The organism is Amaricoccus tamworthensis (assembly GCF_049800875.1).
In the GTDB taxonomy this organism is placed as follows: Bacteria; Pseudomonadota; Alphaproteobacteria; order Rhodobacterales; family Rhodobacteraceae; genus Amaricoccus; species Amaricoccus tamworthensis.
In genome coordinates this window covers 73914-86562 of the sequence record NZ_JBNAFV010000009.1, presented here as the reverse complement: position 1 = coordinate 86562, position 12649 = coordinate 73914, and the positions used below count along the sequence as shown (strand labels likewise).

11 protein-coding genes are annotated in these 12649 nt (G+C 61.8%); 4 read left to right on the top strand and 7 right to left on the bottom strand.

The features are described from left to right. Nucleotides 1-4: 4 nt before the first annotated feature. Together ACP15P_RS14600 and ACP15P_RS14595 are read right to left on the bottom strand one after the other, a co-directional pair. On the bottom strand, nt 5-775 hold the full coding sequence (locus ACP15P_RS14600; protein WP_424929213.1) for a transporter substrate-binding domain-containing protein: 771 nt from the start codon (nt 773-775) through the stop codon (nt 5-7). Between the two features lie 28 nt (nt 776-803). Then, nucleotides 804-1604, bottom strand: a complete 801-nt coding sequence (locus tag ACP15P_RS14595; RefSeq protein ID WP_424929212.1) for an ABC transporter ATP-binding protein — start codon at nt 1602-1604, stop codon at nt 804-806. A 381-nt stretch (nt 1605-1985) separates the two neighbouring features. Here ACP15P_RS14595 and ACP15P_RS14590 point away from each other — a divergent pair, with 381 nt between their 5' ends. Genes ACP15P_RS14590 through ACP15P_RS14580 form a run of 3 tightly spaced genes read left to right on the top strand, consistent with a single transcriptional unit; the run spans nt 1986 to nt 5558 of the window. After that, on the top strand, nt 1986-3173 hold the full coding sequence (locus ACP15P_RS14590; RefSeq protein ID WP_424929211.1) for a pyridoxal phosphate-dependent aminotransferase: 1188 nt from the start codon (nt 1986-1988) through the stop codon (nt 3171-3173). After that, nucleotides 3170-4783, top strand: a complete 1614-nt coding sequence (locus tag ACP15P_RS14585; protein ID WP_424929210.1) for a 5-guanidino-2-oxopentanoate decarboxylase — start codon at nt 3170-3172, stop codon at nt 4781-4783. Before ACP15P_RS14590 ends, ACP15P_RS14585 begins: the two co-directional genes overlap by 4 nt. Then, nucleotides 4776-5558: a dimethylarginine dimethylaminohydrolase family protein gene (locus tag ACP15P_RS14580; RefSeq protein WP_424929209.1), complete on the top strand. Its 783-nt coding sequence runs from the start codon at nt 4776-4778 to the stop codon at nt 5556-5558. The genes ACP15P_RS14585 and ACP15P_RS14580 overlap by 8 nt, the downstream gene beginning before the upstream one ends. A 30-nt stretch (nt 5559-5588) precedes the next feature. Here the strand turns inward: ACP15P_RS14580 and ACP15P_RS14575 are convergent, their stop codons facing one another. Then, complete coding sequence (locus ACP15P_RS14575; RefSeq protein ID WP_424929208.1) at nt 5589-6341, bottom strand: SDR family NAD(P)-dependent oxidoreductase; 753 nt, start codon at nt 6339-6341, stop codon at nt 5589-5591. A 199-nt stretch (nt 6342-6540) separates the two neighbouring features. Here ACP15P_RS14575 and betC point away from each other — a divergent pair, with 199 nt between their 5' ends. Beyond that, a complete protein-coding gene (gene betC / locus ACP15P_RS14570) occupies nt 6541-8049 on the top strand; it encodes a choline-sulfatase (protein WP_424929207.1) in 1509 nt (502 codons plus the stop codon). Between the two features lie 10 nt (nt 8050-8059). Here the strand turns inward: betC and ACP15P_RS14565 are convergent, their stop codons facing one another. The 4 genes from ACP15P_RS14565 to ACP15P_RS14550 form a co-directional block, all read right to left on the bottom strand. Further along, nucleotides 8060-8836 (bottom strand): metallophosphoesterase family protein, encoded by a 777-nt coding sequence (locus tag ACP15P_RS14565; protein ID WP_424929206.1) that lies wholly within the window; start codon nt 8834-8836, stop codon nt 8060-8062. Next, on the bottom strand, nt 8833-9729 hold the full coding sequence (locus ACP15P_RS14560) for a diacylglycerol/lipid kinase family protein (RefSeq protein ID WP_424929205.1): 897 nt from the start codon (nt 9727-9729) through the stop codon (nt 8833-8835). Before ACP15P_RS14560 ends, ACP15P_RS14565 begins: the two co-directional genes overlap by 4 nt. Before the next feature lie 101 nt (nt 9730-9830). Beyond that, complete coding sequence (locus ACP15P_RS14555; protein WP_424929204.1) at nt 9831-11717, bottom strand: bifunctional sugar phosphate isomerase/epimerase/4-hydroxyphenylpyruvate dioxygenase family protein; 1887 nt, start codon at nt 11715-11717, stop codon at nt 9831-9833. Then, complete coding sequence (locus ACP15P_RS14550) at nt 11717-12565, bottom strand: shikimate dehydrogenase family protein (RefSeq protein ID WP_424929203.1); 849 nt, start codon at nt 12563-12565, stop codon at nt 11717-11719. The genes ACP15P_RS14555 and ACP15P_RS14550 overlap by 1 nt, the downstream gene beginning before the upstream one ends. Nucleotides 12566-12649: the final 84 nt, after the last annotated feature.

Sequence of the window (12649 nt, the reverse complement as noted above, 5' to 3'; positions counted from 1 at the left end):
GGCGTTATCCGCTGATGTCTACCGAGAAGTATTTCGCGGTGATCTCATCATAGGTGCCGTCTTCCTTGATGGCGGCAATCCCCTTGTTGATTGCATCACGGATCTCATCATCGCCCTTGCGGATGCCCGCACCAACGCCGGAGCCGAGAATGGCCTCGTCATGGGCGACGCTGCCCTTGATCTCGCAGCAGGCGGCGCCGGTCTCGGACTCAACAAAATCGGCCATTGCGATGCTGTCGGCCTGGGTTGCGTCAATACGTCCGGAGAACACGTCCTGGTTCGCCTCGTCCTGCGTCTGGTAGACCCGGATCTCGGAGTCCGGGAAGTATTTCTGCGCATAGGTCTGGTGAATGGTCGAGGCTTGAACGCCCACGATCTTGCCAGCCAGCGATTCCGGTGTGGGTTCAACATCAAGCGATTTGTCCGCCACGATCACCGCCGGGGTGTTGTAGTAGGGATCGCTGAAGTCGATGGTCTTCTGACGCTCCTCGGTGATCGACATGGAGGACATGATCACGTCGATCTGCTTGCCGGTCAGCGACGGAATGATGCCGTCCCAGGCAACCGGCGTCAGCACGCAGTCCAGTTCGGCCGCCGCACAAACCGCGTCCATAATCTCAATTTCCCAACCTTCCCACTCACCGGAGGAGTTGGGGGAGGAGAACGGCGGATAGGGCTCGGCGGCGACGCCGATCTTGAGTTCCATCGCGCCGGCGGTGCCTGCAATCAGGGCTGCGGCCGCCAGACCGGAGGCCAGTACATTTTTCAGTTTCATCAGTATGTTTTCCCGTGTTGTTGGTTTGTCAGTTTATGGTTTTCAGGAACTGCCGAAGCCGTTCCGACTTTGGATTTCCAAAAACCTCCGACGGAGGTCCCTGTTCCTCGATCCGCCCCTCATAGAGATAGACAACATGGGTTGCCACCTCCCGGGCGAAATTCATCTCGTGGGTTACCACAAGCATTGTGCGACCCTCCGCCGCGAGATCCCGCATCACGTTCAGAACCTCGCCCACCAGTTCGGGGTCGAGCGCGGAGGTCGGTTCGTCAAACAGCATGACGCTGGGATCCACGGCCAGCGCACGCGCAATCGCCGCGCGCTGCTGCTGTCCACCGGACATGAAGGCGGGGTAGGTGTCCTCCCGGTTGGCGAGCCCCACGCGTTCAAGCAGCTGTCGCGCGCGTTCGATGGCCTTATCCTTCGGCACCTTCAGGACATGCACCGGCACCTCAATGACATTCTCCAGCAGCGTCCGGTGGGTCCAGAGATTGAACGACTGGAACACCATCGCCAGTTTCGTGCGGATGCGCTCCAGCTGACGGCGGTTCGCGGGCGACCCGTCCGCCTTCATCTCAACCTCCTCACCACCGATGATGATGCGCCCCGAAGAAGGCGTCTCGAGGAAGTTGATACAGCGCAGCAGGGTGGACTTGCCCGAGCCGCTGCCGCCGATGATTGCAATCACGTCACCACGGTTGGCCGAAAGGCTGACGCCTTTGAGAACCTCCAGCTCCCCGAAAGACTTGTGAAGGTCCTCAACACGCAGCGATCCGGCCGGAGTGCTGTCGTCCGCGGGAGCGGAACCTTTGGCGTGTGGTGCTGTCAAACGGTGACTCCGGTTTTTTGGACTTGAGAATGCGTCCCGAAATGATAGTTATACACCTGTATAACAAAATGCCAACCACGGCATGCGGCTAAAACAACCGGCACCTTCCGATGCCGGGCGGAAGCGGCGTGGCGGGTTGTCCGGGGATCAACTTTCAGAAGGGGGCGTAAGGATGAGTTTGGATGTCCCGGAATGCCGGAATGCACTGCAACAGATAACTTCACTCCATCCAACCCTGTCTGCCGATACTGCCGCGCAGGATGGCGCGAACCCGGGCGGTTGACAATACTGCACGGCAAAATTGCCAGATGGACCCCGCATGACAGCCGGACAGGGTATCCACCCACACCGGCTGTCCCTGACGTAAAGGAACGGAACTGAATGAAATTCGCCTCTATTACCGACCGTGTTGCGGATCTCGGCGGTGCCAAATGGGATGTGTACCTCAGGGCCAGGGATCTTATCGCCCAGGGTCAGGATGTCATCAGCCTTACCATCGGCGAGCCCGACGTGCCGACCCCCGCCGATCTGATCGACGTGGCGGCCCAGGCCATGCGGGACGGTCGCACGACCTATTCCAACGGCAGGGGGGAGGACGGCCTGCGGGCGGCTCTCGCCACCTATTACTCTGAATTGTCCGGCCAGGACATCGAGCCGGACCACGTGCTCTGCTTCCCCGGAACCCAGACCGCGCTCTATGCCGTAATGACCTGCCTCGCCGAATCGGGGGATGAGGTGCTGGTGGGCGATCCCATGTATGCCACCTATGAAGGTGTGATCCGTTCAACCGGCGCGGACATGGTGCCCGTTCCCCTGCGCTGGGAAAACGGCTTCCGCATCAGCGTCGACGACATCCGTGAACGCATCACACCGCGCAGCCGGGTCCTGCTCCTGACCACGCCGCACAACCCCACGGGTGCCGTGCTGACCCGTGACGATCTTGCGGCCATCGGTCGCCTCGCGAAGGAACACGACCTCTGGATCGTGTCCGACGAGGTCTATGGCGAACTGGTATTCGACGGCACTGAATTCACCTCCGCCCTGTCCCTGCAGGAATTTGCGGAACGCACGGTCGTGGTCTCGTCGATCTCCAAATCCCACGCCGCGCCAGGCTTCCGCAGTGGCTGGTGCATCGGGCCTGAGCCGTTCGTGGAGGCGCTTCTGCCGATCTCGGAAAACATGCTGTTCGGCAACCAGCCCTTCATCGCCGATATGACCGAAGCCGCAATCCGCAACGGTTCCGGCGTCGCGGCCGGAATGCGCCAGAGGTTCGCCTCCCGCGCCGAACTGCTCCAGTCGAATTTGGAGCCACATACCGGTCTGCGCGTCCACCGGCCGGATGCGGGCATGTTCGCAATGGTCAATGTCGCGGAAACCGGCATGAACGGCTACAACTACGCGCTGCATCTCCTTGAAAACGCTGGCGTTGCCGTGATGCCAGGGACGAGCTTCGGTGAGACCATTAATGACTGGGTCCGCGTTGCCCTGACGGTCGAGGACGGGCCTTTCCTGGCCGCCTGCGACCGCATCGCCGCCCATGCCACCGGCTTTCAGAGGGTTTCCGCATGACCACGATCGGTGAAGCCCTCATCCAGGAACTTGAAAGACGCGCGGTCGACTGCGTCTTCGGCATCCCTGGCGTACACACCATTGAAATGTATCGTGGCCTGGCGTCCTCCGGTATTCGGCACGTCACACCCCGGCACGAGCAGGGCGCGGCCTTCATGGCGGACGGCTATGCGCGCGCCTCCGGCAAACCCGGCGTGGCCTTCGTCATCACCGGCCCTGGCTTCACGAACACCCTGACCGCAATGGCCCAGGCCCGGGCGGACAGTGTGCCCATGCTCGTGGTCTCCGGCGTCAACGCACTGGACACTCTGGGGCGCGGCCTCGGCCACCTGCACGAACTCCCCGATCAGCTTGGCCTGTCGCGCAGCGTGGCCCTGGCCGCCGAGCGCATTTCCTGCGCCGCCGATCTGATCCCCGCTCTCGAACGCGTCTTCGCGGCCATTACCTCCGCCCGGCCTGGTCCGGTTCATATCGAACTGCCACTTGATGTTGCCGGACTGCCCTTTGAAGCAACGGCACGCGAACCGGCCCCGGTCCAGCGCCGGTCGGTTGACACGGGAGCTGTCGCCCGGGCCGCTGAACTGCTGAACAGCGCGAAACAACCCGTTGTGCTCGCCGGTGGTGGAAGCATTGCAGCCGCCGACAAAATCCGCGCCCTGGCTGAACGTCTCGATGCGCCGGTGGTGCAGACCGTCAACGCCCGTGGCGCCATGTTCGGCCATCCGCTGGGCGTCCCGGCCAGCCCCAGCCTCCGCTCGATCCGCGACTTGATTGCGGCTGCAGACGTGGTTCTGGCGCTCGGTACGGAACTCGGTCCGACCGATTACGACATGTATGACGATGGCAATGCAGCCCGGATGCAAAACCTCATCCGGGTGGATATCTGCGGGGACCAGCTTGCCCGCCATCCGGCGGAACTGCCAATCCAGGCCGATGCAACCGCGTTTCTCGGCGGTGTCATGGACGCGGTTACGCCCCGCTCCGGCGACGGCGCGGCGCGTGCGGAAACCGCCAGAACAGCCGCCCGCGCCGAAATCGGCATGGACATGGGCGCGGCGGTGGACATGCTCGACGCGCTCCGCACCGCTTTGCCCAACGCGCTTTCCATAGGCGATTCCACGCAGCCGATCTACGCGGGCAATCTCTACTACGACCATGACCGCCCCGGTGGCTGGTTCAATTCCGCGACCGGCTACGGCGCGCTCGGCTATGGCATCCCCGCCGCCATCGGCGCGGCCATTGCACAACCCGACGTGCCCGTCACCTGCCTCGTGGGCGATGGCGGCGCGCAGTTCAGCCTGCCGGAAGTTATGACCGCGGTGGACGAAAGCCTGCCCGTCGTTTTCATCATCTGGAACAGCCGCGGCTATCTCGAAATCGACCGCTCGATGCAGGCCGCAAACGTTACGGTCGTGGGCTGCGACCCGACGCCACCCGACTTTGAGTTGACCGCGAAATCATTCGGTGTTCCCTATGTCAGCTGTGCCCTCGAACCGGGTGATCTGACCGCCGCCCTGCACAGGTGCAGGGAACAAAACGGCCCGTCAGTGATCGAGGTCCGGGCCTACGAATCCTATAATTCCGAGCAGGAAAGCACCGTAAATGCCTGATCCCACTTTTGAATTTTCCCGCGCCATCACGCGCCAGCCCTCCAGCGCCATTGTCGACGGTCTGCGCGCAGTCGATACCGGCACGCCGGACCTGGATCAGATGCTGAAGGACCACGCGAGCTATGTCGAGGCGCTCAAAAGCACCGGGGCCGAGGTCGCTGTACTGCCGGCCCTGGAGGATTTCCCGGACGCCGTTTTCGTCGAGGACACCGCACTTTGCCTGCCCCAGGGGGCGGTGCTCATGCGACCCGGTGCCGCCACCCGAATGGGCGAGGTAACTCACATGGCGCCGGCCCTGTCAAAGTTCTACGACACCATTCGCGAGATCTCCGGCCCCGGCCATATCGAGGGCGGCGACATCCTCGTAACATCACGCGAAATCCTCGTGGGCCGCTCCGACCGCACCGATGCCGAAGGCGTTGAGGAACTGAGGCGGCTCGTGGCCGACTGGGGTCATTCCGTGCGCGAGGTCTTCACGCCCGAGGGCGTTCTGCACTTCAAAACCGACTGCTCGCTCCTCGACGGGGAAACGATCCTCTCAACCAAACGCCTTGAGGCGTCCGGCTGTTTTGAGGGCTACCGCGTCCTCAACACTGCCGAGGGGGAGGAGGCCGCGGCCAACACGATCCGGTTCAACAACCTCGTGCTCATGCCGGCGGGCTTCCCGAAAACGGCGGAGGTTCTGGACCGGGCGGGCTACGAGGTCGTCCAGATCAACAACACCGAATGCGCCAAAATCGACGGCGGCATGTCCTGCCTGTCCCTCCGCTTCTGACGCATTGCAGCGTTACGTGAAAAGCCCGGGTCAGCAGGTGTAGTTCATCCCCAGGCGTCCACCATCGACATAGATGGTCTCGCCGGTGATGTAACTCGCCTTGCTGCTCGCGAGAAACGCCACCACGTCGCCAATCTCACGCGGGCTTCCGATCCGCTGCAGCGGCGTGCGCGACATGATCCGGGCCATGGCCTCCGGATTGGCATTCACCCCGGCGAGCATTTCCGTGTCGATGGAACCCGGCCCTACCGCATTAACCCGGATGTTGTGGGGGGCAAGCGCGAGGGACGCGGATTTCGTCAGCTGCATCACACCACCCTTGGACGCGCAGTAGGCCGGGATGCTGGGGATCGAAACGACGGCATTGATCGACGACATGTTGACGATCGCGCCCTCGATTTTGTTCGCAACCATGGCTTTCGCCGCCCGCTGGATCGCAAGGAATGTGCCGGTCAGGTTGATATCAATAACCTTTTTGAAGTCCTCAACCGGGGCTTCAAGAATGTCACCGGGTATCGCCACTCCGGCATTGTTCACCAATATCGACAGAGGCCCGTGATCGGCCTCAATCCGGTCGAACATGGCGTTGATCTGATCCAGGTCGCCCATGTCACAGGTCATGGCTGACGCGCCCTGGCCCAGCTTTTCAGCCGCAGCCTCCACCGCCGGACCGTCAATATCCGCGAGGATCAGGGCGGCCCCGTCCTCCGCCAGAGCCTCGGCACAGGCATAGCCAATTCCGCGGGCGGCTCCGGTCACCAGAGCGAGTGGTTTGTCTGCCATAACTGTTCCCCCAAATGTTGCGCGCAGAAGGTGAAGCAATGGCCACGAAGCGTCAACAAACAATCCGGCGGTTTTGCCCCGCCATGGGCCACGGCAACACGCCTCCAAGTCTGACCCGCAGACCGTCGCTTTTCGACTGGCCGACCGCATTCCGCCTGATAGGGTCTCCACGGAGCCAAACAGACAACAGGGGGGCGGCATGTCAAAACCAAACATACTGATTTTCATGGTGGATCAGCTGACCGGCACGCTGTTCGAGGACGGCCCGGCCGACTGGCTCCATGCCCCCAACCTTAAAAAACTCGCGGCAAAATCCACCCGGTTTTCCAACGCCTATACCGCCTCGCCACTCTGTGCGCCGGCCCGTGCCAGTTTCATGACCGGGCTTCTCCCGTCGCGCACCGGCGTCTACGACAACGCGGCTGAACTGTCCGCAGCCCTGCCCACCTATGCCCACCACCTGCGCCGCGCCGGGTACCAGACCTGCCTGTCCGGAAAGATGCATTTCGTGGGCCCCGACCAGCTTCACGGCTTCGAGGAGCGGCTGACCACCGACATCTACCCCGCCGATTTCGGCTGGACCCCGGATTACCGCAAGCCAGGCGAGCGCATCGACTGGTGGTATCACAACATGGGCTCCGTGACCGGTGCCGGTGTGGCCGAGATCACGAACCAGATGGAATATGACGATGAGGTCGCCTGGAATTCCGTGCGCAAGGTCTATGATCTCGCCCGCGGCCACGACCCGCGCCCCTGGTGCCTCACGGTCAGCTTCACACACCCGCACGACCCTTACGTTGCGCGCAAAAAATACTGGGATCTCTATGAGGACTGCGACCACCTGATGCCGGAGGTGGGTGAAATGGAGTACGCCAGCCATGACAGCCACTCGCGCCGCATCCTCGATGCCAACGAACGCTCCGCTTTCGACATCTCAGACACGGACATTCAACGCTCCCGCCGGGCCTATTTCGCAAATGTCAGCTACCTCGACGACAAAATCGGTGACATTCTGGAGGCGTTGGAGACCACCCGCCAGGACGCCACAATACTGGTGCTCTCCGACCACGGTGACATGCTTGGCGAACGCGGCCTGTGGTTCAAAATGAGCTTCTTTGAAAATTCCTCCCGCGTGCCACTCATGATCTCAAGCCCCGACATGACACCGGGCCGCGTGGACGATCCGGTCAGCCTGATCGACGTCTGCCCCACGCTGGTGGAACTCGCGGGCAGGGACGTCTCCGAAATATCCCCCTGGTGCCAGGGCGAAAGCCTGGTGCATCTCGGCAATGGCGGACGGCGCGAGACACCGGTGATGATGGAATATGCGGCCGAGGCCTCACAGGCCCCTCTGGTCGGCCTTCGCCACGGACCCTGGAAATACATCCGCTGTGACCTCGACCCGGAACTTCTCTTCAATCTTGACGATGATCCGCACGAGCTGAACAATCTCGCGGAAAACCCGGACTTTGCCGATACCCTCGACGACATGCGCGCCATGGCTGACAGCCGGTGGGATCTGTCAAAATTCGACGCGGAGATTCGCGCCAGCCAGTCCCAGCGCTGGATCGTTTACGAGGCCCTGCGCCAGGGTAAGTACCGGCCATGGGATCATCAACCGTATCAGGATGCATCCGAACGCTTCATGCGCAATCACATGGACCTGAACGTGGTGGAGGAAAACGCCCGCTTCCCGCGCGGCGAATAACCCGGAACGGTCAGCGTTTCGGGTTCAGCTGGTGCCAGGCCACGCTGTCTTCCCGAAACCGCGCTCCCTCGGCGACCATGCGATGCACGCGGCAGCCGCCATCGACAAAATCGAGGATGGCAAAGTCGTTCTCCTGCCCCCGCCGCCGCGTGGACAGGCCGGTACCGACATGGACCTGCAAAATCCGGCCCACACCTTTTCGTTGCACAAACGGCTCGGCCCACCAGCGATGCAGGTGACCCGACAGGATCAGGTCGGTGCCACAGTCCGCCAGACGGCTGAGCGTTTCCTCCGCCTTCGGCATCAGTTGCTTGTGGCTCTCGCGTGACTGCGAAAACGGGTGGTGACACATCAAAACCCTGACACCGTCGAAACCCGAAAATCCGGAACAGGCGCTGGTGATCTGTCGGTCGCGCAGTCTGCCCTTCTGCCAGGAATACGGGTCTGAGGTGTTCAGCGTGTGAACCCTGACGTCATTGACGGTGATCGTCGGCGCCAGGTTGGCATCCACAAAACGCCGGTAGTTCAGATACGGAATCGTCCATCTCATCAGCGGATTGTGAAGCGGAATGTCATGGTTGCCTGGTACGCAGATCCACGGGGAGGGCAGGCGGTCGAGAAACGCCCGCGCCGCACGAAACTGCGAGCTTCGCGCCCGTTGGGTCAGATCACCCGACACGGCGATCAGGTTGGGCTCCGCTCCGGTCACCGCATCGAAGAGCGGCTCGATCAGTTCCGCGTCATCCGCACCGAAATGCAGATCAGAGATATGTACAATACGCGTCATACGGGCTTTTCGGGAGCGATCAGGCGCAGTTTCCTCTCATGGTGACTGATGCGGAGCGGCGTCCGCATCACGAATTTTTCGCCGTCACAGGCAACGAGCACACGTCTACGCTTAAGGCTGATGTCAATATTCTGCCCTGTCATCATTTTGTAATCCGGCCCCCGCCTTGCCTGGCCGCTCCAGACCCGCAGAGCCGATCCAAGCAGCGTCATGCGGTCCTCATCCGGCACCACAATTACGGCAAATTCGCCGTCACCAAGCTCGTCCTGGCCAGCCATGTTGAACTCTTTCAGCTGGAACGCGCTCTTAGCTACAAACACCAGCGGAGTCCGGCTGTTCCAGACCTGGCCATCCAGCGAAATCGTCGCCTTCAGCACCCTCGGCCGGTTCACGAGCGTGGTGAAAACCGACCAGTAGGCCGCCGGCCGCGACCGTCCATACTTTTTGTAGACATCCTCACGGTTCTTCAGAATGCGCGGATACACTCCGATACTGACATTGTTGAGGAATATCCGGTCGTTGACCGTGCCGAGGCGCGTCTCACGCAAAGTGCCCTCCGCGATCAGCTGAACGGCCGCCTCCGCGTCCTCCGGAATCTCATGGGCCCGGGCAAAATAGTTGAAAGTGCCCTGCGGGATCACCCCCATCCGTACACCGGCCGCATGGCACGCCCCGGCCACCGCGCCGATGGTCCCGTCGCCTCCCGCAGCGACCACCGTGTCCGCGCCAACGTCAATCACGCTTTTCGCAAGGTCTCTGATGGTCCCGTCCGGCTGCAGCGAGTGAAATCGTGCCTCAACCCCAAACTTTTTGAAAATGGTCCCAAGATGCGAGGTCCGCGATTCCGCCGAAGAGGCGTCGCCAGCATTCTCGTTGACTATAACGTCGATCATACACGGAGTCCTACAGATCATCGGCGCGGCGCGATACTGCGCTCCGCCAGTCCGTAAACCCGCAGACCGTTTTTAAGTTCCGCAGCGCGGCTACGCCCAAATCAAAGTTTTGGCATACCCTTCGCGCGCATCATGCGTTTCTGCGCCGCAATCCGGAACGCCGCATTCGGCGCACCAAACCCGGTATAGTTCCCCTGCCGTTCGACAATCTCGAAGAACATGCCCCCCGCAAACGCCTGTGAATAGAACTGGAAAAACGCCCCCTCCGGCTCCTCGTCATAAAGAATGTTTCCGGCCCTGAGCCGTTCCAGCATCTCCGGTTCAAGGTCAAACCGCGCCGCCAGGTCCGCATAGTAGTTTTCCGATATCGCCAGCGGCTCGAAGCCCCGCTCCCTGAGCGCCGCCGAGGTGGCAAAAATATCATCGGTCGCCAGCGCGATATGCTGCAGCGATGCCCCAAAACTGTCGGCCAGGAAATTCCCCGCCATGGTCCGGTGGGTCTCCGCACCATTGAGCGTGATGCGAAACGTCCCGTCCAGCGTCTGCAATGCCTGGCTGCGCACCAACCCGTCCGGGTCAATCACATCCACAATCGGCGATTTCCGCATCCGGAAGAGCGTGGTGTAAAACAGCGACCAGCTGAGCATCTCGTCGTAACTCATGGTCTGCGCCAGGTGATCCACCTTCGTCAGCCCGGCGCCCCGGCCCGGATTATCGCTGTCCGGAAACTCCACCGACCACACGTCGCTCAGACCGCTGGGCCGATCGATGAAATGAAACACGCTCCCGCCAAGGCCCCGAATGGCCGGGATCTGCAACTCACCGGCACCCACCGGCTGCTCAAAAGGCTCCGCGCCCAGGTGTTTCGCGCGAGCGAGCGTATCGTCCGCTGATTTGACCTGAAGCCCGACATCGCAGGCCGTGGTCCCGTGCACCGTGTAGGCGCTCCCGGCATAGCCCGCCGTTTCCCGGTTCACCACCAGCCGGATATCCCCCTGGGTCCAGAGCGCGACCTCCTTGGCGATATGCTGCCCCGACAGCTCAAACCCGAGCGTACGCAGGATGTTCTCCAGCTCATCAGCCTCGCCATCACGGGTCGCAAACTCCACGAAGGCGACATCCTCAACCCCGGCTCTGGGCGGGATCGGATCAAGCCCGGGGCAGGCCTCCGGCTCGGCCCAGCAGACATCATCCATCAGCGCGATCAAAGACCGGTACCCGTCCCGGGCAATGGATTTCGGCCGGCCGCCGCGAAACTGATCGTTGAAAATCTCCAGCGAGACGTGACTGGAATAGCCGGTCGCCATCACCGCCCGCATAAACTCCGTCACCGGAAGGTCACCCTCGCCGGGCATGTTGCGGTAGTGCCGGGACCAGTAGAGCAGATCCATCTCGATCCACGGCGCATCGGCCAGTTGCACGAAAAAAATCTTATCGCCCGGAATCCGGCGTATCGTCTCAGGATCAATGCCTCGCGACAGCGTGTGAAAACTGTCGAGGATCAGACCCACATTCGGATGATCGGCCCGCCGCACTACCTCCCAGGCATCGCGGTGGTCGTTGATGTGCCGACCCCAGGCCAGCGCCTCGAACCCGACGCGCAGCCCGCGTTTCTCCGCCCGCTCGCCCAGTTCGCGGAAATCACCGGCCGTGCGGTCAATGCCTCCCAGTGCTTCGGGATGGGTGGTGGAACAGACCAGAACCAGATCCGTGCCCAGGTCCTGCATCAGATCAAACTTCCGCTCCGCCCGGTCAAAGGCCTTTTCGCGCAGCGGCGAGGGCAGGGACTCAAAATCGCGAAACGGCTGAAACAGCGTAATCTCCAGGCCCATCGACCGGATCATGTCCCCGACCTCGCGCGGGCTGCCGTCATGGGCGATAAAATCCTGTTCGAAAATCTCGATACCGTCAAAACCGGCCGCGGCTATGGCTTCGAGCTTCTCCGGAAAGTTCCCTGAAATCGAAACGGTCGCGATCGATGTCTTCATTACCCTGTACTCCGTATGGCTGCGCGCAGCTCCACCTGATCCACGCCCGCACCCGTAAAGATGTCCCAGGCATCGACCCCCTGTCCAAAGAAAAGCTCATAACCGGTTATCACAATTAGCCCAAAATCCCTGGCATTGCGTAGAAATTCGGTCTCAACAGGGGTGTAAACCGCATCAAATGCCCAATGCGAATTCGCCAGTGCTTCTTTTTTGACGGGCGTGCCACCGATTCCCGTCATGCCCAACGGCGTGCAGTTCACGATTCCATTTGCATGCACGGCCGCTGATTCCGCGTCCCTCGCCGTCACAATCCGCGTTTCCCCGGCGACCGGCGTCAGGGAATCGGCCAGCTCTTTCGCCCGGTCGGGCTCGAGGTCAACGCACCTGATTTCCTCAGCGCCAAGAGCCACGAGCGCAAACGCGACCGCCTTGCCAACGCCCCCCGACCCGATGAGACAGACCGTGCCCGGTTTCGCGTCCTCCTGAATGCCGCGCCAGGCGCGGATGAACCCGGAATAATCGGTGTTGAAGCCTTTGGACCCATCCGCCTCAAAAACCACCGTATTGACCGCACCAATCGCGCGCACCAGCGGGTCATCCACCGTTACTTTCGCCGTCACCGTTTCCTTGTAGGGATAGGTCACATTGATGCCGCGAAACCCGTCCTTTCGCGCCATCTCAAACACGCCGTCGAAATCGAGCCCCAGTTCTTTGGGCACCAGCCGGTCATAGGTCACGTTCAGACCCGCCAGCTGCCCGGCGGAACAGTGCAGGTCCGGCGCCCGCGACTTCGCGATGTTGTCGCCGATCAGGCCAAGCCTGATAACCTCCGGATCACCTTTCGACATGAAATTGCCGCCTCCCGCTGGACACCCTTCAGGCGTCGCGCGGCGGGCATTGCCACAGGAATCCTGCGCGACCGGGTCAGCCTA